The sequence below is a fragment of the Bacillus changyiensis genome (genome assembly GCF_027706145.1).
Taxonomy (GTDB): Bacteria; Bacillota; Bacilli; order Bacillales; family Bacillaceae; genus Bacillus; species Bacillus changyiensis.
This window is the reverse complement of the sequence record NZ_JAQFWW010000002.1, coordinates 650,902-671,741: the sequence shown is the minus strand read 5'-3', so window position 1 is coordinate 671,741 and position 20,840 is coordinate 650,902. Positions and strand designations below refer to the sequence as shown.

Below are 20,840 nucleotides of genomic sequence, written 5' to 3'. Positions count from 1 at the left end.
TGACTTTCTGGACAGCCTCATAAACTGATTGAATCAACTTCAACCGTCCAGTCAAATGAATCTTGTATAGCACCTTTTTGGATGCCTGTAATCGTTTCATAAAGTTGTTTGGCGATTTTTCCAGTTTGTCCATTATTAATCACAAGGTGATGCTCTTTCCACATGAGTTCACCAATCGGGGAAATAACGGCCGCTGTACCTGTTCCGAAGGCTTCTTCAAGTTGACCAGCTTTGTATGCCTCGAACAGTTCCTCAATGGAGATTTTCTTTTCAATCACAGAGTATCCCCACTGCCTCAAAAGATAAATAACAGAATTTCTCGTAATTCCTTCTAAAATACTGCCGTTTAAAGCAGGGGTCACAATCTCACCGTTGATTTTAAAAAAGATGTTCATGCTTCCCACTTCTTCAATGTACTTTCTCTCAACACCGTCTAACCATAATACTTGAGAGAAACCAAGGTTTTCGGCGACTTCCTGTGCCTTCAGGCTAGCAGCATAGTTGCCAGCCGTTTTTGCGGTTCCGGTTCCTCCTGCCACAGCGCGGACAAATTCGCTTTCAACAGCGATTTTGACAGGATGGATTCCTTCTTTATAATAAGAGCCGACAGGTGATAAAATGATTAGCAATTTATACATTTTTGAAGGAGCAACCCCAAGGAATGGCTCTGTTGAAATAATAAATGGGCGGATATATAATGAGGTTCCTTCCGTTGTTGGAATCCATTCTTTATCTATTTGAATCAGTGTTTTTAGGCCTTCTAATACTGTATCGGGATCAACTTGCGGAATGCAAAGACGGTTATTTGATTGATTTAAGCGTTCAATATTTTTTCCCGGTCTAAATAAAAGAACTTTTCCCTCTTTAGATAAATAGGCTTTTAAGCCTTCAAATACAGATTGTCCATAATGATAGACCATGGCTGCTGGGTCCATTTCGATCGGTTGATAAGGAACAATTTTTGGATCATGCCAGCCCCTTTCAACCGAGTAGTCCATTATAAACATATGATCCGTAAAGATTCGGCCAAATTCAAGCTGGTCTGTCTGGGGTTTTTGTTTTTTTGTTGTACTGAGCTGTACGCTGATGGTTTGTTTTGTCATGATTAATATCCCTACTCTTTCCAAAATATTTACCTTCTATTGTAATAGATTTCAGATAAATTTGTAAAATATAATTTTTAAGAAAATTGAAGTTATAAAAAGAGATTCCCATAGCGGGAATCTTTGTTATGATTTTTTCTTGCAAAAAGCTGCAATTTCTTTATCTACATATACCCAGCCTTTCCAGCCGAGGTGAAGTGTATCTTTCAAAAAGTAAGGATCATACTCATGCTTGGTTAGGTCAGCAACTTGGAAGCCTTCTGCTTCAATTTGTTTTTTAATCTTTACATAATAATCTGTTCGACCTTTTTTAGGGAAACCGGTGTAATCATACCATTTTCCATGGACAGGAACGGAGATGAACAGAGGTTCTGCTCCAGATTTTTTGAGAACATCAAGCATCATTTGGAAATCATCGAATTCCAATGATTGCGCATAGTTCATTTTATGATTATGACCTTTGAATTTTGCCATTTTTGGCTTTAATTTTTTAAAGATGCCATTTGTAATTTTAAAGTCGTTATTGCTAGACTCTTTTTTGCCTTGTACTTCAGCCATGCGTTTCAATTCGTCCCATGACTTATTTTTGACAGCTTTAGAAATGGTACGTTTTGGCCCTTTGCCTTCAACCATTGAGTAATAAAGATCTTTCTTCTTCAACACATTCATATAAGCTTTCCCTGCCGGCTTCAGCAAAAATAGTTTGAACTGATCGTTATTGAGCTCGGCTCGGTAAAGTCCTGAAAGAAGAGCATCATTTGTAACGGCATGATAACGAAGCATACGCTTGATCATTTTTTTCTTTATCGTTTGATCAATTCTTTCGTTGAATAATAGATCATAGCCCTGTAATGCCGAGAAGTTTGGCGCAAAATGAGCTTCATCAGAGCCTTTTTTCTGAAACCATTGAGGAGAAATGATAAATACCAATTTCTTTCCCTTTAATTGATCCATGTGAGCTGCAAAATTTAACGTGTGAATCAAAGATTGTGAACCGCCTTTTCCAACAAGATAAGGGGTAAAACCTTGATTATTCACTTTAAAATAGTTAGACGGATGAAATTTATCCAGACGTGACAGTTCAGATGACCCGTAAATCGGTAGATACTCAGGGTCTTCAAGCATTTTACTTTGAAGATATTCCCCCTGGAACATCATCGGATTTAATTCTGTAGCGGATGTCTTAACACGATCTTTCGGAACAAATGAAGACAACCAAGAATTTGGGACCGTAATCATGCCTAAAAAAAGTAAGAATGCCAAGATGATTGGCCCGAATAAAAAACGTTTTTTCATTATCTCAACTCATTCAGCTGCTTTATAATTTGATTTGGGGTATTCCATGCATCACGATCAAACTCTGTAATCGGAACAGTGATGTTAAAATGGTTTTCAAAAGCAAGCAGCAGCTCGACTGTACCAAATGAATCGAGAATTCCCTCTTCAAAAATATCGATATCCGGATTTTCCTTTACGATATCATCTTGACAAACCTCTGCTATTACGGAAAGTACTTCTTGATTAAAATCCATGATTACATTCTCCTTTTAGTGAAATATTTTTCCTGAAAAAATTAAAAATCCAAAGCATACGAAGTGGAAAGTCACCACAATTGAGACAACTGTCGTCCACTTATTGTTCGGCCACCATTTGTTTTTCTTATTCCATTTTTCGAAGAAATTGAAACCTGTCATGAGTAGCGCGTGATATAGTCCATAGATAATGTACTGAAGGGCTAGACCGTGCCAAACACCCATAAGAAGAAACAGTAGCACATAACCAATATTCGAAACAGCCATCCTGTTTTTGATCCATTTTTTCTTTGTCATCCAAAAAACAAAGCGCATGAACACATAATCTCTGAACCAGAATGAAAGAGACATATGCCAGCGGTTCCAGAAATCTTTAATATTCCGGCTGATAAACGGTTTATTAAAGTTTTCCGGTGACTTAATACCCATTATATAGCTAATACCAACTGCAAAAGCCGTATAACCAGCAAAATCAAAGAACAAGTAAAGACTGTATGCGTACATATACAGCAGTGATTGCGAAATGTGACCTGACGTAATAAATGGCAGTTTTAAAATGATGTACGTATTAATACAGTACCCAATGATGAATTTATATAAAAAGCCGAGAAAAATTTTGTTGATTCCAGCATACAGTAGATCTTGATATTCTTCTTTCGTCCATGTCTTTTGCTCGTCTTTTTCAAAACGACGGTACCTGTCAATCGGTCCTGATGAAATCGTTGGAAAAAAGACAATAAAGTAAATGAGTCTGCTAATCGGAATCTGTTTTTTGATTAAACCGTCGCGGGTTTCAAGAATAAGCTGAACCCCTTTGAAGGTTAAGTATGAGATTCCGAGAAAGGTTGCCCAGTTGTTATGCGCAAAGAACGGCAGTAGCTTAGATATCACCAAAGGGAGAATCGAAGCTATTACTGTCAAACAAAAAACAATGCCGCTGTTTGCTTTTAAACGGTAAGCTATATAACCTTTAATTAACAAAACTTGCCAGATTGTAAACAAACATAGAGCAATCACACCGTGAAGGTCGTTTGCAAAAATAAGAGCCAATACAATAACTGACATCGCCATATTATAATAGCGAATATTTTTGCCTTTTAATCCAAAGATAATCGTCGGTGCAAGTAAAATTCCTAAAATGATGAAGAAGAGAAATGAACCGTACGGCGTCATATGCTTACCTCTTCTTTTAATCGTTTTCTATCGATCTTACCATTGGCAGTCATCGGAATTTCTTGTTGATAGACAAACTTTCTTGGGATCATATATGCAGGCAGTGTGCTGCCTAGATCTTTCTTAATAGCGCTTGTTAACTGATATTCTTTTTCGAAGTCGTGTTTGGCAGGCACGATAACGGCAATCAGGTACTCAATTTTGTCTTCACGATAGAATGGGATAATTACGGCTGACTGTACATATTGTGACTGATTGATATGATATTCGATCTCTTCCAGTTCAATTCGATAGCCGTGCAGTTTAATTTGAAAATCAAGTCTTCCTAAAAAGAACAGTTGGCCATTTTCTTTGTGTCCTGCATCGCCTGTACGATAAGCTGGTGCACCGTTATAGGTGAAAAATGCTTTTTCCGTCAATTCAGCTTCTCCTAAGTAGCCTTTGCTGACGCTTGCCCCGGTAATGATAATTTCTCCTTTTTCACCGTCTTTAACAGCTTCTCCATCTTCATTGATGATCACAATCTCTGTTTCCGGCTTTTCTGAACCGACAGGAAGGGATGAATAACGCTCTAATATTTCGTCTGTTACTTCGATGGAAGTGACAGCAACGGTTGCTTCGGTCGGACCATAAGTGTTAAACACACGCGCTTTTGGAAATCTTTCTTTCAGCTGTTTGGCGACTGAAGCTGGTAGCGTTTCACCGCAAAACATAAAGACGCTTAAATCAGGTAGTAATTCTTCTGAAAAGGACGGATCCATTAAGCACATTTGTGCAAATGAAGGTGTTGATGTCCAAACATTGATGTTGGATTCCTTCAATGCTTCAAACAAAATTTTCGGCCGGTTAATCATATCTTTCGTGACCGTCCATAAAGTACCTCCGGATTGTAGGCATGGATAAAGATCCATAACTGACAAATCAAAGGAAAATGGCGCCTGATTTAAAAATACATGTCCATTTTCAACCGGAAAGTCATTTGTGATCCAGTCTGTAAAGCTTTGCAGATTACGAGCGGAAATTTGTACACCTTTTGGATTACCTGTACTTCCAGATGTATAGATAATGTAGAAAGTCTGATCATCTTTCACCCAATTTTCAGGGTTTGTTTCATGATGAACGGCACCATCCAAATGGATTGGGTCGATCACAGAAATAAGAGCATCTCCTGTGTCAACTGTGTTTCCTGAATTGTTAAGCAAAAGTTCCGCTTTTGAACTTTTGATGATTTTCAATACGCGGTCAGCCGGAATTGAAGTATCGACAGGAATATACGGATGTCCTGCTTTTACACAAGCAAGAAAAGAAACCGCCATTTCCGGTTGCATATGACCGTAAACAATAATTGGTGAAGCATCACCGATCGTCTCTTTTTGTAGTCGGTTTGCGAGAATCTCTGATTTAGTCCAGAGCTCTCGATATGTCAGCTTCGCCTCTGCATTCACAAAAGCAAGTGTATCGGGTTGTGTTTGTGCATGGTTTTTAATTAATTCTATCAATTTCATTGTTTTTATTCTCCATTAAAAGTCATTATAAATATATGAACCTGTATTTGCTGTATGGAAACCGTAAATCAAAAACAACAGGAGCAAAATAACAAAATAATAGGAAGTGTTAAGCAACCACTTCATTGTTGTTTTCTCGTACAACATTTTTAACCTATTGATCATTGACCCTTTTCCTTTCTATAAATGAATTACCTTAACAAAATTATAAGACGAAATGGACGTATAAAAGTTTCATTTCGTCTTCATTTGTGGAAAATTTTTTTTGTCTAAAATGGATGATTTTTGTCCCTATCAGCCTATTATATACATTTTTACAATAATATCAATTCATTTTTTGAGTGGGTTAAGGAAATAAATTCTAATGACTGCAAAAAAAAAACAAGGCCATAGAAAAACTATGACCTTGCCGGTTATTCTCATGGAAAGGAAGTTTCAAATTAATGAATATATGCTGCCCCGACAATGATAAGCAAAATGAATAATACGACAATTAGCGTAAAGTTGTTATAGTAAGACATAAAGTCTCACCTCCCTTTACATGGTAGTATAGAATATGAAGTTCAGATAAATTTTGCAATAGTCATCAATGTAAAGAGATGAAAATGATGAAGGGTACTACTTTCTGTTCACTTTAAAAAGCAGTCGAAACTTTATTAAAAAAGGTGACGTCTAGTATTCGAACAATCATAAATGAAGAGGTTAAGGAGACAGCTTAATGGAAATTTCACTCGGTCAGATGGCAAGTTTACCAGAAGACCAAATAGAAGAGTTAAGACGGTTGATGGAAAGTTGGAAAAATGAGCTGTTAGTCTATAAATTTGCTTTGGATCAAATGGACACAAAGTTTTCAATTATTAGTCAGGAATACAATTTAATTCATGGTCACAATCCGATAGAACATACGAAGTCACGGGTGAAAAATTTTGAAAGTCTCATGAATAAGCTTGTAAGAAAAGGCTGTGAGATGACGACAAGGGCAGCTAAAGAATATATTCATGATATTGCTGGGCTTAGAATTGTCTGTTCATTTGTGTCAGATATTTATAATATGGTGGATGTACTAAAAGAGCATGAAGACATTAAAATCTTAAAGGTGAAAGATTATATTAAAAATCCGAAACCAAATGGTTATCGAAGCCTTCACTTAATCGTCGAGGTTCCGGTATATTTAACAAACAAGGTAGAATATGTAAAAGTTGAAATTCAAATTCGCACGATAGCGATGGATTTTTGGGCCAGTCTTGAACATAAAATTTATTATAAATTAAATAATGAAGTGCCTACAAAGCTCACAGGTGAATTGAAAGAAGCTGCTGATGTCGCTCATTATTTGGATGAAAAGATGTTGAATATTAGAAAGAAAGTCGATCAATAATTTGTGTTGCCAACTTCATGAAACAGAGTGGACATAAACCGCCTGTTTCATGAATTGACACATATCCCCTTTTACCACTTGTTTTTTTTGACAAAATCATAAACTGCATGGCCAGCGATCAGTCCTGTTACTCTTAAGCGTTTTTTGCTAATATGGTCAATCGTGTCGTATGGGCTGTGATACCATGGTTCTAAAGCACCTGTTCCTGGCTCTTCCCAAATAAAGTTGGCTGAATCGATTCCCGCTTCATGAAATGGAACATGGTCAGATGAGCCCCCTTTACTTAAATGTAAGACACTCCCTTTTTTGAGTTTTAAAGCCGCCTGTTTGCTTAATGTCCAGACGAGATTTCCTGAGCCATCTAATGTATTAATATTCAGTTGTGAAGCGTTCTCCCAGTTTGTCGCCACCATGTCTAAGTTAAAGTTTGCTGCACTTCGTTTGACTTCCTGGTCAGACAATTTGCTAACATAATGCTCTGAGCCGAGAAGTCCGATTTCCTCAGCGCCAAATGCAATAAAACGAATTTCTTTGTCAGCCGGGATGTTTTTCATAGTACGTGCAAGCTCTAAGACAACAGATGTTCCTGATGCATTGTCATTCGCACCCGGTCCATATGGAACACTATCATAGTGTGAAGTGATATAGACGATGTCTGGTTTCTTGACTCCTTTTGCTCGCCGAACTCCGATCACATTTTGTGAAGTTTGATGTTTGAGAGCGTCAAGCTTAAGGGTAGCCTTTGTTTTTGTTAACAATTTTTCACCGTCTTCTTTTCCGATGCCAACAACCGGAATATCCACTGTTTTCCCGGCAAGGTTCGGAATAAGAGCGGCAAGGCTGTCTTTATTATTGTAAATAATAACTGCGGCCGCACCGGCATCAGCGGCGTTTTTTGCTTTTTCATAAAATGTAAGTTCTCCTCTTGAAATCACAGCGACTTTCCCTTTCACATCTTCAGTAAAGTCCCCAGGTCGGCCGAGTCCTGCCTTGTAAAGCGGTGCTGTCAAGCCTTTTTCAGGTGTAGGTGCAGAACCGGTAGCAGGTCGTGAAGGAACTTCATGTCCCTGAACCGTAAGCGTTCCTTTCAATCTGTCAGGAATGTCAAATTTCTGAATCTTTACTTTAAGCTTCGATTTTTTCAGTTGTGAAGCAATAAATCTTGCACTCTTTTTTTCCGCAAGCGAACCTGCCACTCTAGGACCAATTGTTTCACTTAGATGATAAATTGTTCGAAAAGCACGATTTTCATTAAACCGCTTCAGTTTATTAACGGAATATTTAGATAAATCTTTTGAAACTGCTTGGACAGTATTTGTCCCCTCAACTGTCGCTGACATGAAAAATCCACTCAGTGCAATCGTTGCTGCCAAACTCAGTTTCATTAACTTTCGCTTCATTTAAAGACCTCCTTAATGGTTTTAACAGAAAAGATTTCACATCAAGCCTCTTAAATCCTGCTTTACTAAAAGAATTGAGACGGAAGACCTTGGGCAATGTGGGCAAATGGAGATAAAACTTTAAAAAAAGAATAGTTGACGTAGGGATTGTTTCTGTTTAAAATACGTTCGATTAATCGGATATCTGATTTTGAATCACATATGTGAATGGGGGAGGGTGTCATGTCAGTCGTCAAATCTGCAGTGCGCGTGCTGCGTGTATTTGAATTACTAGCCAAACATCCGGATGGATTAACAGTAAAGGAAATCAGCAGAGATTTATCGTTTCCGCAAAGCAGTACATTTAACTTAGTGGTCACGCTTTTTCATGAAGGTTACCTTCAGCTGGATGCATTAAAACGATATAGATTAGGTCCAAAACTGATTGAAATTGGCAGTGCAGCAATTGATTGTGTGGATATATCTGCCCAAGGAATTCCATATTTGAAACAGTTGATGGATGGAGTTCAGGAAACCGTTTTTATGGCTGTATTATCTGAAGATCAACTTGTCTATATTGCGAAAATAGATAATAACAGATCAATCAGAACAACCGCTCAGCCAGGTTCACGGAAGCCGCTTTATTGTACAGGACTTGGGAAAACATTTCTGGCTTTCCTATCTGCTGAAAAACGAAACCGATTGCTTGATGAAATTGAATTTGTGCGGTTTACAGAACGGACGATTATGGACAAAAAAACACTGGTCGATCAGTTGCAGCATTTTTCAAATCAGGGTTATGCAATTGATGATGAAGAAAATGAAGAAGGACTGTTTTGCTTAGCAGCCCCAGTATTTGGAGTAGATGGGGAAATAAAAGCTGCTATCAGTACGGCTGGTCCTAAGGAGCGGATGTTAACAAGAAAATCTATGATCACTGAACAATTGCTGTATACAGCGGGAAAAATTACAGAAAGTATTGGCGGTTACGTCAATTAGCCTGCACATAGGGAGGATACAGATGGATGTTATAAGTATAGGGGAAACGATGGTAGCGTTCACTCCGAATGAAGATGGTCCCCTCAGATATGCAAAAAACTATACAACCAGAATCGCAGGAGCAGAAACAAATACGCTAATCGGGCTTGCCAAGCTCGGAAAAAAAACAGGCTGGATCAGTAGGCTTGGCAAAGATGAATTTGGCGCTATGATTCTCTCATCTGTAAGGGGAGAAGGCGTTGATGTCAGCCAAGTGAAGCTAGATGCAGAGGCACCGACCGGTTTGTTTTTTAAAGAGCGAGCGAATGAAACAAGAGTGAATGTCAGTTATTACAGAAATGCATCTGCAGCAAGTTTTTTACAGCCATGTGATATTGATGAGAACTATCTCAAAAATAGTGGGTTTCTTTATTTGACAGGGGTTACCCCTGCTTTAAGTGAAAGCGCTTTAAATGTGATGTTTTATGCTGTAAAGCTGGCAAGAAAACATCATATCCCGATTGTATTTGATCCCAACCTGCGAACAAAACTATGGGATAAAGACTTGGCAAAGCAGACATTACTAGAGCTTGTGAAGCAGTCTGACATTGTTTTGCCTGGTGTAAGAGAAGGGTACTTTTTATTCGGAACTAAAGACGAAAAGGCAATGGCAAAATCTCTACATCAACTTGGGGTTAAAACGGCCATTATTAAGTTGGGTGCGATGGGAGCTTACTACTCTAGTAAAAATGATAGCGGCTACATAAATGGTTACCAAATTGAGAGAGTGGTAGATCCAGTGGGAGCCGGGGACGGATTTGCAGCAGGTGTGCTGTCTGGCTTAATTGAAGAGATTCCGCTTTGTGAGTCTGTGAGACGGGGCTGTGCTGTTGGCGCCATGGTGACAGCGGTAAATGGAGATATTGAGGGACTACCTGACCGTGAGTCATTGTTTCGCTTTATGGAACAGTTGGAAGATGATGATGTCAGTAGGTAAATATATGAGAGAGGAGACAAGAAATGAGCACTTTATCCCAAATTGAAAAACATAAAGTCATTGCCATCGTTCGCGGTTATAAGGCGGAAGAGGCTGTCCGTATTGCAGAAGCTTTACAAAATGGCGGTATTCGATTGGTGGAAATCACTCTGAATTCGCCAGAAGCGATAAAAGCGATTGAAGCTGTTTCAGAACGCTTCGGACATCACATGTTAATTGGCGCCGGTACTGTCCTTGACCCAGAATCTGCACGGGCAGCACTTTTCGCTGGAGCAAAGTTTATTCTTTCACCAACTGTCAATGTAGAAACAATTAAGTTGACCAAACGTTACGGTGCATTGAGTATTCCGGGTGCTTTCACTCCGACGGAAATATTGACCGCATTTGAAAGTGGTGGCGATATTGTGAAAGTTTTCCCAGGAACGATGGGACCGGGTTATATAAAGGATATTCAGGGACCGCTTCCGCAAATTCCACTTCTCCCAACCGGTGGTGTTGGTTTGGAAAATATCGGTGAGTTTCTCAAAGCAGGAGCTGTTGGTGCAGGAATTGGAAGTTCTCTTGTGCAAACAAATGCAGAAATTAACGAGACGTTTTTGCGAAAATTGACTGAAAAAGCAAAACAATTTGTGGCAGCCATTCAATAAGAGGAGATGAACAAATATGAAAATCACAAGTTATGAATGTTTTCAAATTCCACCGCGCTGGCTTTTCCTAAAAGTTGAAACTGATGAAGGGATCACTGGTTGGGGAGAACCGGTTATTGAGGGGAAGGCCGCAACCGTTAAAGCGGCTGTTCACGAATTAATGGAATACTTGATCGGTAAAGATCCACTCAATATAGAGGATCATTGGAATGTCATGTATAGAGGTGGCTTTTACCGCGGTGGACCGATTTTAATGAGTGCGATAGCTGGAATTGATCAAGCACTTTGGGATATTAAAGGAAAGTTTTATCAAGCCCCTGTTCATCAACTACTTGGTGGATCATGCAGAGATTCTATTAAAGTTTACTCATGGATTGGTGGAGACCGGCCTGCCGATGTGGGACGTGCGGCAAAGGAAATGGCCGAAAAAGGTTTTACTGCTATCAAAATGAACGGTACTGAGGAACTGCAATATATTGATTCATACGAAAAAATTGATCAAGTCATTGAGAGGGTGGCAGCAGTTAGAGAAGCGGTCGGTCCTTATTTTGGAATTGGCATCGATTTTCATGGCAGAGTGCATAAGCCAATGGCAAAAATTTTAGCAAAAGAGCTAGAGACCTATCGACCTATGTTTATTGAAGAACCTGTATTACCTGAGAACAATGAGGCGCTTCGCGATATCGCCAGTCTTGTCTCCATTCCAATTGCAACAGGAGAACGGATGTTTTCGAAATGGCAGTATAAAAATCTGCTCATGGATGGCTTTGTAGATATTATTCAGCCTGACTTGTCACATGCCGGAGGGATTACAGAATGTAAGAAAATTTTATCTATGGCAGAAGCGTTTGATGTCGCGGCTGCTCCGCACTGTCCGCTCGGCCCGATTGCACTAGCAGCTTGTTTGCAAGTGGATGCAACTTGTCACAATGCTTTTATTCAAGAGCAGAGCTTAGGGATACATTATAACAAAGGCACTGATTTATTAGATTATTTGCTGGACAAGGATGTATTTTTATATGAAAACGGGTCTGTTCAAATTCCAAATCGACCTGGTCTTGGCATAGAAATCAATGAGGCGCACGTCCGGAAAATGGCTGAAGTTGGACATCATTGGCGAAATCCGGTTTGGCGCCATGGTGATGGTAGTGTAGCGGAGTGGTAGGTTGTTTTTTGATAGCGTTTTCTATAAAAAGTCCTTAGCACAGGATGCGATAGAAGGGAAGAACCTAAATGAAAGCAGCAAATGTAAAGCAAAAGCCGACAAAGGTTCGAATCCGAATCTTGATGTTTATTTTTGTATGTGTCGTCATTAACTATATGGATCGTAGCAATATATCTGTAGCAGCTTCCCTGATCGGTGAAGACTTGAACTTGTCATCGGTTCAATTAGGCTTAATCTTTTCCGCCTTTGGATGGTCGTATTGTGCACTGCAAATCCCAGGAGGTGGCCTTGTCGATCGATTTGGTCCACGGCTTGTCTATGCTTTTAGTTTGATCACTTGGTCATTAGCGACATTGTTTCAAGGGTTTGTTCGTGGATTCGGTACATTATTTGGATTGCGTCTTGCGACAGGGGCTTTTGAGGCTCCGGCGTTTCCAACGAATAATCGGGTTGTGACTTCATGGTTTCCTGAACAAGAAAGAGCATCTGGGATTGCTTTTTATACGTCTGGCCAATTTGCTGGCCTTGCCTTTTTGACACCTGCACTTAGTGCAGTTCAACATCTTGTCGGCTGGCGTGGTCTGTTTATTGTTACTGGAGCAGTTGGATTGGTTTGGGGGATCATATGGTATTGTTTTTATCGTGATCCAAGTCAGCATCCGAAAGTGAACCAAGCAGAACTTGACCATATTGAAAAAGGCGGGGGAATCATTAGCCGCAGTTCAACCGTTGAAAAGACAAAAAGTGCATTGAACAGGACTCATTTTAAACAAGTGCTCAGTCATCGAAAACTATGGGGAATTTACATTGGACAATTTGCTGTCAATTCAACATTGTGGTTTTTCTTAACATGGTTTCCAACATATCTTGTTAAGTATCGAGGACTTAACTTTTTACAATCAGGTTTCCTTGCTTCACTACCATTTTTAGCCGCATTTTTCGGGGTGTTATTGTCAGGATTTCTATCTGATTTTCTTGTGAAAAAAGGCATATCCTCTGGTGTAGCACGAAAAACACCCATTATCATTGGCTTGTTCCTGTCGATTTCGATTATTGGTGCCAATTATGTTGAGCAAACATCACTCATTATTTTGTTCATGACCATTGCTTTTTTCGGAAATGGCTTGGCCTCAATTACGTGGGTGCTGGTGTCATCTTTGGCGCCTAAACACTTGATTGGTTTGACAGGTGGTGTGTTTAACTTTATCGGTAGCCTTGCTTCTGTTATCGTTCCAATTGTCATCGGCCTGCTTGTCAATGGCGGAAGCTTTGCACCTGCCCTTGTCTTTATCGGTTTTCTTGCTTTGACAGGAGCGCTTTCTTATATTTTTCTAGTAGGCAAAGTAGAAAGGATCGCAATGAAAGACGAAGTGATGGAAGATCATCACCTTCCCATGTAATGTAAAGGACTGCCTGAAATTCGGCAGTCTTTTTTGCATAACAAAATATATTTGAAACAAAATAAACCTAAAATAAATGATAGGTGCTTATGATGAAAACATATTTTCAAAAACATGGACCACAAGAATCGTTTCAACTTTTTTCAACTGAACATATTTGGACGCTGCTTGTTTTGACAGTACTTGGCCTTTGCCTATTCTTTTTTAGAGAGAAGTTGCAAAATCCGAAAACGAATCGCATCATTCGGTTTACTTTTATACTTATTCTAATACTGTCCGAAATTGGATATCATTCGTGGTTTATTTATGTTGATTCTTGGACACCACGTTACTCTTTGCCTCTTCATTTGAGTGACCTTTCTGTGTATCTTGTCATCGTCCTTTTATTAACAAATAACCTCAATTTGTTTAAGTTTCTTTATTTCGCCGGATTGGGCAGTGCTTTACAAGCAATGGTGACACCCGATTTAGGAAGGTATGGATTTCCACATTTTCGCTATTTCGAATTTTTTATCTCTCATGGTATTGTTGTTCTTTCATGCCTGTTCATAATTGCAGCCGAAAAATATAAACCTACAGTACGATCACTCTGGATGACATTTCTGATTGTGAATGTCTATGGCGGGGTCATCTTTTTGATCAACCGGTTGCTAAAGTCTAACTATATGTACTTAATGAAAAAACCGGGAGGCGGAGCTTCACTTTTAGATGTTCTCGGTCCATGGCCATGGTATATTTTATCGGCTGAAGCGGTGACAATTGTTTTCTTTTATCTTCTCCATTTGCCATTTTGGATAAGTCGAAAAATAAATAATCATTCATGACCTTTAAAATTGTTAGAGGCGCTTTGAACCGCTTCTAATAAATGATTTCGGGTTTGTGCCGATTTTGATGTAAGTCCCAATAAGCCTCTGCTATCAGACTAGGATCGTAGTCCGTATCTTTTTCAACTTTCTTCATTATCGTAACTGTTCCAACAAAAACACCACTGGTTTTAAGTTCTTCACCTAAAGAAAATGCCAAATTACGGAGTGCAGCCTTACATAAAGACATCGATGAAAATTCTATCGATGGCTTCAATGCATGTCCCCCTCCTGTGAAAAGAATGGTTCCCCTTCTTTTTTTAATAAAGAAAGGAATGACTTCTGTGGCCACAGTTTTGGCTCCAATTACATTTACTTTAAAATCATTCATTAACTCTTCTTCAGTCAATTTTGAAGGCGTTTTTTTTCGTCTTACCACTGCATTATAGATCACGACACTTGGTTCTCCATACCTTTCTTGAATTTGTTTAAAAGCGGTCTTAACAGATGTAGAATTTGTAACGTCAGCAGTTACTAGATCGGCCTTAATTCTTTTTTTCCTAAGGAGAGAAACATGTTGCTCTAGAACATTTTTGTTCCGTGAGACAAGGACAATACTAAAACCATTTCTACCAAACTTTTCAGCAATTTTTAAACCTAACTCAGCGCCTGAACCAACTATAATTGTTAAACTGTCACTCATGCTTGTCGCTCTCCTTTCATTTTAATTGAAAAAGTCAATGTGAAACTAATGCATAGTAGTAAAGAAATGATTATGAAGGGCAACCAATAACAATGAGTTTGTTTCATTACAAAATTTACAAGGATGGGACCAAGTGTTGCTCCAATAAACAAAACAATGGTGTAGAGTGTAACAGCAGTTCCTCCCTGTTGTCCAGCTTGTGTTCCAACCAATGATACCATCATGGGCAAAATGAGTGTAATCCCAAAAACAAATAGAGTACTCATCACTCCTGCAAAAATAACAGTAGGTGAAAAGGCCATTAGCAGAGCTCCTGCTGATGAAATTGCTAAACCAGTTTTCAATAACTTAAGTGGTCCCCATTTATGAATTATGCGAGGGGAACTGAACCATATAGCTGCTATCATTCCAATAATACCAATGCTACGCAACCAAATGATGTTTGTCTCAGTAAATGAAAATCTGTCTAGAAAAAACTGGCTCATGACTGTATAAAAGCTAACGAATGAAAAAAGTAGACTTAGCGTGATCAAATAACATGGCAAAAGTGCCGGGTTAATCAGCAACTTTAATAATTCAACAAAATAATTGGATTGATTTGCTTGCTTCATATCCAGCTCGTCCTTTGAAGTTGGTACAAGTAAGCTAAGAAATAACAATGTCGTCAAATATAAACCAGCTTGTATCCAAAATACAGCAGACCAATTATACAATGATGTGATGAAACTACTAAAAAGTTGTCCAATAATACTTGCCATTACAAAACCGGTCGTAACCGTAGCGTTAGCAGCAGCTCGCTTATTTTCAGGAAAGATCTTAAGAATGATCGCAAAACTTAGTGGAGCGAAGGAGCCGGCAGAGACTCCTTGAAAAATGCGGGCACACAACATGTAAAAATAGTTAAAACTAAATCCAGCAAATGCTGTGCATAAAGCCAACATAAATAGACCAAATAAGAGTAATTTCTTTTTCTCAAAAAATTTCGAGAGCCAACCGAATAGCAGAAACCCGATAGCATAGCCAAGTGAAAAAGCACTTCCAAGATAAATGGTCTTATTTTCGGAAAGATGATATGTCTCCCCCAAAATACGATACAATGGAATTAATTCATAGATACCAATACCAACACTAATACTTGTTAAAAAGAAAAAGACCATGAGAAAATAGTAGAGCAAGTTTTTTTGATCGCTAACAGTAACCATATTTTTACCTCCTTAGATAAGTACATAGTTTAAAGGTTAGAGAAGACTCTAAAGCAAGTCTTTTTTTTGGAGAGAGGGGTTAGTATGCATGAAAAAGCTGAATATACCATTCATGAAGTGTCTAAGATGACTGGGCTTTCGACTCATACATTGCGTTATTATGAAAAGGAACAGCTTATCAAGTATGTGAGTCGTGACCAAAATGGTTATCGAAAATATGTATCTGATCATATTGAGTGGATAGAGTTTTTAAAAATCATTAAAAAAACAAACATGCCACTTGAAAAAATTAAGCTTTTCGGAGACTTACTAGAAAAAGGGGATTCAACACTTTGTGAACGCGAACAGATGTTACTTGCCCATCATGAGCAAGTGTTGGACGAAATGGAAAGTATTGAAAAATGTTTAATACATATTAATCAAAAGCTACAGCGCTATCGCCGGAAAATTGACAATCTTTCAAATAGTGAGCAGTAGAAACTTAATGTTGAGAACGAATTGATCGACCACGAGAAATCTATCGAAAAAGCAAGGATACTTTTCTCGATTTCTTCATCAACTCCGATCCCCATATGTATAAGAACAAGAATTTTGCGTTATGGTAGGATAGAGAAAGATGAACACGAAGGACTGAAAAGATTGAAGACATTAAAGATCAACCGAAAATACACAGCAAAAATGAAAAAAGGCTATCCTTTGATCGAAAAGGAAGCGGTATATGCAAAAGACAACAGTTTAGATGAAGGATCACTGATCGAAGTATGTGATGAGCAGGGCGGCTTTTTGGGAAAAGGTTACTATGGAATGCAAAACAAAGGCATTGGTTGGATGTTGACGAAAAACAGGGATGACTCGATTGATCAGCATTTCTTTCAAAGTCGGTTTGCAAAGGCTTTTCAACAGAGATCCCATCTGTCTCAAGATCCGGAAACGACAGCTTTTCGCCTTTTTAATGGAGAAGGAGACGGAGTCGGCGGATTGACGATTGATAATTATGATGGTTATTATCTCATTCAATGGTACAGTAAAGGGATTTATTCGTTTAAAGAGATGATTATCGCAGCTCTTGATGAATTGGCTGATTATAAAGCACTCTATCAGAAAAAACGATTTAATACAGCTGGTCAGTATCTCGAAGATGATGATTTTGTGAAGGGAACAAGAGGAGAATTTCCGATTATCGTTAAAGAAAATGGTATTCATTTTGCTGTTGACCTTAATGATGGGCCCATGACGGGCATATTTCTTGATCAGCGCCATGTCCGGAAAACAATTCGGGATCATTATGCTAGAGGAAAGACAGTGTTGAATACATTCTCATATACAGGGGCGTTTTCTGTTGCAGCCGCATTGGGAGGAGCTACAAAAACAACAAGTGTTGATGTAGCAAATCGCAGTTTGCAGAAGACAATTGAACAATTTAACGTAAATGGCCTTGATCATCAGGAGCATGACATCAAAGTCATGGATGTATTTAAATACTTTCAATATGCGGCTAGAAAACAACTTCGTTTTGATTTAATCATTCTTGATCCACCATCATTTGCAAGAACGAAAAAGCACACATTCAGTGCAGCAAAAGATTACAAAAACCTGCTAAAAGAAGCCATTCAAATTACAGAAGACGCTGGTGTCATTGTGGCTTCAACCAACAGTAGTGCATTTGGAATGAAGAAGTTCAAAGGGTTTATTGAGGCGGCATGTAAAGAAACGGATACCGCCTACACAATCCTTGAAGAACACTCGCTTCCTGAAGACTTTAAAACCATGAAAAGTTATCCTGAAGGGAATTATTTAAAAGTGGTGTTTTTAAAGATTCACCATTCTAGATGATCGAAGATCCAGTATCTTCGATTTTTTTATTTTAAAAAACAATACCTTTTAAAAAGATATTCATGTATATTAATATTACGAAAAAAAGTAGGGGGGCATTATGGATTACGGAGTCATATTGTCGATTGGTATTTATATGGCAGGAATGCTGTTAATAGGATACTTTGCTTATAAAAGAACCGCAAATTTAACTGATTATATGCTTGGAGGAAGAAATTTAGGTCCTGCTGTTACCGCTTTAAGCGCTGGTGCTTCCGACATGAGTGGCTGGCTGTTAATGGGTCTTCCAGGGGCGATGTACATCAGTGGGCTAAGTAGCGGTTGGATTGTTGTCGGTCTTACGATAGGGGCTTATTTGAACTGGGTGTATGTGGCGCCAAGGCTTAGGACATACACTGAAGTATCAGGTGACAGTATTACGATTCCTGATTTTTTTGAAAACCGTTTTAAAGACGAATCAAGGATTTTAAGAGTGACATCAGCTTTTGTCATTCTAATCTTTTTTACTTTCTATACATCATCGGGTATGGTGGCAGGGGGAGAACTGTTTAAAACAGCATTTCACCTTGATTACCGGATCGGCATCTGGTTGACGGCAGGAGTCGTTATTCTTTATACATTATTTGGTGGCTTCTTGGCCGTCAGTTGGACGGATTTTGTCCAAGGAACGATTATGTTTATTGCACTGATCCTTGTACCGGTTGTCGTGTTTGTTCAATTAGGAGGGATTGAGCCGGTTTTTTCAGAAATTCAATCTGTTAACCCAGATCTCCTCCGTCCATTTAAGGGGACGACTGTGATCAGCATCATATCGCTCTTGGCTTGGGGTTTTGGATATTTCGGACAGCCTCATATTATCGTTAGGTTTATGGCCATTTCGAGTGTGAAAGAAATGAAAAACGCCCGGCGGATCGGCATGGGTTGGATGCTGTTTTCCATTTGTGGTGCAATGTTTACGGGACTGATCGGAATTGCATATTTCAGCATGAACCATCTCACATTGCAAAATAAGGAAACGATCTTTATCGTTCTGTCTGACCTGCTGTTCCCTTCCATAATCACTGGATTTTTGCTAGCAGCGATTTTGGCAGCTGTCATGAGTACGATATCCTCACAGCTTCTCGTAACTTCAAGTGCGCTAACAGAGGATTTCTATAAAGCTTTTATTCGAAAACAGGCTTCTGACAAAGAGCTTGTCCTTGTTGGGAGACTTTCAGTTCTTGCCATTTCACTGATTGCTCTACTTTTAGCATTAAATCCGAGCAAAACGATCTTGAATCTTGTTGGTTATGCTTGGGCGGGATTTGGCGCTGCATTTGGACCTGTTGTGTTGTTGAGCTTGTATTGGAAACGAATGACGAAATGGGGGGCGCTGGCAGGAATGCTCTCCGGTGCATTAACTGTGATTGCCTGGGAGCAGATAAAGGCTTTTAGTGCTATCTATGAAATGATTCCTGGTTTCATTGTTTGTACAATTGTCATTATCGTTGTTAGCCTGTTAACGAAGAAACCTTCGATTGAAATTGAAGAAGAGTTTGATCGAGCTGTCGAAAATGTAAAAGGATAAAATGATAACAAGTGATGAAAAAATAATGATCAGCACCTTCGTCATTTGTCTCATTTCCAATCCTGCTAACAGTTGAATGCTTGCTTATCTCTTAGTGAATGATCAGTTTTTATTTCGTATATCGCCCCTATTTTAATGGCTGTTACAGTTTAATGTAACAGCCATTTCTATTAAAAACACTACATTGAAATAAAAGAGATGAAAAACGGTGCTGCACAAAGTGTGATAATCGCTGCCAGTATCATTGATACACTTGAGATTGTTCCAGCCACTGCACTGAGTTCAAACGCCTTTGATGTACCAGCGCCATTTGCGCTTGTTCCGAGTAGCACACCTCGTGCGATTTCATTATCAATACGAAAATACCGAATCACAATTGGTCCAATCATTGTGCCGAGCAAAGCTGTCAAAATGACAAAAATGGCTGTAACTGCAGGCATTCCTCCAATAATATCAGAAACACTCATTGCAATTGGTGCTGTAACTGATCTTGGAATCAAGCTCTCAATGAGATCTGGATTAAGTTTTAATAGTTTAGCGATAAACACTGTTGACAAAATGGCAATACAACTCCCGATGATCACGTTAACAATAATTTCAAGCGCATATTTCTTTAGGACTGGAAAGTATTTATAAAGCGGAATCGCAAACGCAACAGTAGCCGGCTGGAGCATGTCAGTCAACAAGTGTCCACCAGCATTGTATGCATCAAAAGGCACATTGATCAAAAGCAATAGACCAACTAAGATAAGCGGTGTGACCAGTAAAGGTGAGGCATACACTTTAGGATGACGAATGTAAACTGCTTTTACCCCCATATAAATTAAAACTGTAATAATAAAGCTTAAGCATCCGATGAACATGTATTTTTTCTTTCCTTTCTTTTTGCAATCATCTGTGTCAGCATGCCTGTCGATACCATAGCGACAAAAGTGCTAATAGCTACCACGAGCAAAATACTTGTTCCAAATTCCGCAAATAAATCGGCATAATTGATAATTCCGACCGCAGAAGGAACAAAAAACAACAGTAGTTCTGCAAGAAGCCACAATGCACCAATTTCGACCCACTCCAGTTTGATGACCTTGAAATGAAGAAGTGCAAAGATCACAATAATGCCGAGAATGCTTCCAGGTATGTTTATATGAAGAGCCTCAACAATTAGATTCATGAGGCGAGCAAATAAAAATAAAAGAGCAACTTGACCCAATCCTTTTAAAAATTTTTTCATCACATTTCCCCCGTTCTATGCAAGAGTGTACATGAGATTTTGGTATAGGTAAAATACATATTAAGAATAGTCATTATTCATTTTATCTATAGTTCAAAACTGTAAATCAGGGCAAAAGCAACAGTTTATTTACTAAAATTACAAATATGTAACAATAAACATTGAAGGGCTTGGGATTTTGTCTCAACCGAACTTCTTGGAGTGTCATGATTCTAAAAGACTAGATAAATATCCTCAAAAAACC

The 20,840-nt window shown here is 38.8% G+C and carries 22 protein-coding genes; 10 read left to right on the top strand and 12 right to left on the bottom strand.

The genetic code is table 11. The annotated features are described in order from the left end of the window. Positions 1–17 precede the first annotated feature (17 nt). From PDT38_RS10600 to PDT38_RS10570, 7 genes are all read right to left on the bottom strand, one after another. Positions 18–1,103, bottom strand: coding sequence for a branched-chain amino acid aminotransferase (locus tag PDT38_RS10600; RefSeq protein ID WP_270801737.1), 1,086 nt, complete (start codon positions 1,101–1,103; stop codon positions 18–20). Between the two features lie 126 nt (positions 1,104–1,229). After that, positions 1,230–2,399 carry a D-alanyl-lipoteichoic acid biosynthesis protein DltD gene (dltD, locus tag PDT38_RS10595; RefSeq protein ID WP_270801250.1) on the bottom strand — a complete coding sequence of 390 codons (1,170 nt, stop codon included), beginning with the start codon at positions 2,397–2,399 and terminating at the stop codon, positions 1,230–1,232. Beyond that, positions 2,399–2,635 carry a D-alanine--poly(phosphoribitol) ligase subunit 2 gene (dltC, locus tag PDT38_RS10590; protein WP_172298648.1) on the bottom strand — a complete coding sequence of 79 codons (237 nt, stop codon included), beginning with the start codon at positions 2,633–2,635 and terminating at the stop codon, positions 2,399–2,401. The genes dltD and dltC overlap by 1 nt, the downstream gene beginning before the upstream one ends. 15 nt (positions 2,636–2,650) lie before the next feature. Further along, positions 2,651–3,808 (bottom strand): D-alanyl-lipoteichoic acid biosynthesis protein DltB, encoded by a 1,158-nt coding sequence (gene dltB / locus PDT38_RS10585; RefSeq protein ID WP_270801247.1) that lies wholly within the window; start codon positions 3,806–3,808, stop codon positions 2,651–2,653. Further along, entirely contained in the window at positions 3,805–5,313 is a 1,509-nt protein-coding gene (dltA, locus tag PDT38_RS10580; RefSeq protein ID WP_270801245.1) for a D-alanine--poly(phosphoribitol) ligase subunit DltA, read from the bottom strand. The genes dltB and dltA overlap by 4 nt, the downstream gene beginning before the upstream one ends. 15 nt (positions 5,314–5,328) lie before the next feature. Further along, a complete protein-coding gene (locus PDT38_RS10575) occupies positions 5,329–5,478 on the bottom strand; it encodes a teichoic acid D-Ala incorporation-associated protein DltX (RefSeq protein ID WP_270801244.1) in 150 nt (49 codons plus the stop codon). Between the two features lie 275 nt (positions 5,479–5,753). Next, positions 5,754–5,834 carry a YjcZ family sporulation protein gene (locus PDT38_RS10570; protein WP_270801735.1) on the bottom strand — a complete coding sequence of 27 codons (81 nt, stop codon included), beginning with the start codon at positions 5,832–5,834 and terminating at the stop codon, positions 5,754–5,756. A gap of 218 nt (positions 5,835–6,052) precedes the next feature. Between PDT38_RS10570 and PDT38_RS10565 the strand changes: the two genes are divergently transcribed. After that, positions 6,053–6,691, top strand: coding sequence for a GTP pyrophosphokinase (locus PDT38_RS10565; protein ID WP_270801733.1), 639 nt, complete (start codon positions 6,053–6,055; stop codon positions 6,689–6,691). A gap of 71 nt (positions 6,692–6,762) precedes the next feature. Here the strand turns inward: PDT38_RS10565 and PDT38_RS10560 are convergent, their stop codons facing one another. Beyond that, the gene (locus PDT38_RS10560; protein WP_394356263.1) at positions 6,763–8,031 is read right to left on the bottom strand and encodes a M28 family peptidase; all 1,269 of its coding nucleotides are present in this window, start codon (positions 8,029–8,031) and stop codon (positions 6,763–6,765) included. A gap of 282 nt (positions 8,032–8,313) precedes the next feature. Here PDT38_RS10560 and PDT38_RS19585 point away from each other — a divergent pair, with 282 nt between their 5' ends. The 6 genes from PDT38_RS19585 to PDT38_RS10530 all read left to right on the top strand — a co-directional run bounded on the left by PDT38_RS19585 (position 8,314) and on the right by PDT38_RS10530 (position 14,081). Continuing rightward, entirely contained in the window at positions 8,314–9,069 is a 756-nt protein-coding gene (locus tag PDT38_RS19585; protein WP_270801241.1) for an IclR family transcriptional regulator, read from the top strand. A gap of 22 nt (positions 9,070–9,091) precedes the next feature. Beyond that, the gene (locus tag PDT38_RS10550) at positions 9,092–10,045 is read left to right on the top strand and encodes a sugar kinase (protein WP_270801240.1); all 954 of its coding nucleotides are present in this window, start codon (positions 9,092–9,094) and stop codon (positions 10,043–10,045) included. Positions 10,046–10,068: 23 nt separating this feature from the next. Beyond that, positions 10,069–10,692, top strand: a complete 624-nt coding sequence (locus tag PDT38_RS10545) for a bifunctional 4-hydroxy-2-oxoglutarate aldolase/2-dehydro-3-deoxy-phosphogluconate aldolase (protein WP_270801238.1) — start codon at positions 10,069–10,071, stop codon at positions 10,690–10,692. Between the two features lie 16 nt (positions 10,693–10,708). Next, on the top strand, positions 10,709–11,857 hold the full coding sequence (dgoD, locus tag PDT38_RS10540) for a galactonate dehydratase (RefSeq protein WP_270801235.1): 1,149 nt from the start codon (positions 10,709–10,711) through the stop codon (positions 11,855–11,857). Between the two features lie 68 nt (positions 11,858–11,925). Further along, positions 11,926–13,257, top strand: a complete 1,332-nt coding sequence (locus PDT38_RS10535) for an MFS transporter (RefSeq protein WP_270801232.1) — start codon at positions 11,926–11,928, stop codon at positions 13,255–13,257. A gap of 92 nt (positions 13,258–13,349) precedes the next feature. Then, positions 13,350–14,081: a YwaF family protein gene (locus PDT38_RS10530; protein WP_270801230.1), complete on the top strand. Its 732-nt coding sequence runs from the start codon at positions 13,350–13,352 to the stop codon at positions 14,079–14,081. Between the two features lie 34 nt (positions 14,082–14,115). Here the strand turns inward: PDT38_RS10530 and PDT38_RS10525 are convergent, their stop codons facing one another. Both PDT38_RS10525 and PDT38_RS10520 read right to left on the bottom strand, forming a co-directional pair. Then, positions 14,116–14,763, bottom strand: a complete 648-nt coding sequence (locus PDT38_RS10525) for an SDR family NAD(P)-dependent oxidoreductase (RefSeq protein ID WP_270801227.1) — start codon at positions 14,761–14,763, stop codon at positions 14,116–14,118. Beyond that, positions 14,760–15,965 (bottom strand): MFS transporter, encoded by a 1,206-nt coding sequence (locus PDT38_RS10520; RefSeq protein WP_270801224.1) that lies wholly within the window; start codon positions 15,963–15,965, stop codon positions 14,760–14,762. The genes PDT38_RS10525 and PDT38_RS10520 overlap by 4 nt, the downstream gene beginning before the upstream one ends. A gap of 84 nt (positions 15,966–16,049) precedes the next feature. Between PDT38_RS10520 and PDT38_RS10515 the strand changes: the two genes are divergently transcribed. The 3 genes from PDT38_RS10515 (at position 16,050) to putP (ending at position 19,365) form a co-directional block, all read left to right on the top strand. Beyond that, positions 16,050–16,442, top strand: a complete 393-nt coding sequence (locus PDT38_RS10515; protein WP_270801220.1) for a MerR family transcriptional regulator — start codon at positions 16,050–16,052, stop codon at positions 16,440–16,442. Between the two features lie 162 nt (positions 16,443–16,604). Beyond that, positions 16,605–17,798 (top strand): class I SAM-dependent rRNA methyltransferase, encoded by a 1,194-nt coding sequence (locus tag PDT38_RS10510; RefSeq protein WP_270801218.1) that lies wholly within the window; start codon positions 16,605–16,607, stop codon positions 17,796–17,798. Between the two features lie 100 nt (positions 17,799–17,898). Further along, positions 17,899–19,365 (top strand): sodium/proline symporter PutP, encoded by a 1,467-nt coding sequence (putP, locus tag PDT38_RS10505; RefSeq protein ID WP_270801215.1) that lies wholly within the window; start codon positions 17,899–17,901, stop codon positions 19,363–19,365. A 179-nt stretch (positions 19,366–19,544) separates the two neighbouring features. On the opposite strand, the gene PDT38_RS10500 is transcribed toward putP, so the two are convergent. Both PDT38_RS10500 and PDT38_RS10495 read right to left on the bottom strand, forming a co-directional pair. Beyond that, complete coding sequence (locus tag PDT38_RS10500) at positions 19,545–20,228, bottom strand: CidB/LrgB family autolysis modulator (RefSeq protein ID WP_270801213.1); 684 nt, start codon at positions 20,226–20,228, stop codon at positions 19,545–19,547. After that, positions 20,210–20,596, bottom strand: a complete 387-nt coding sequence (locus tag PDT38_RS10495) for a CidA/LrgA family holin-like protein (protein ID WP_270801212.1) — start codon at positions 20,594–20,596, stop codon at positions 20,210–20,212. Before PDT38_RS10495 ends, PDT38_RS10500 begins: the two co-directional genes overlap by 19 nt. Between the last annotated feature and the right edge of the window lie 244 nt (positions 20,597–20,840).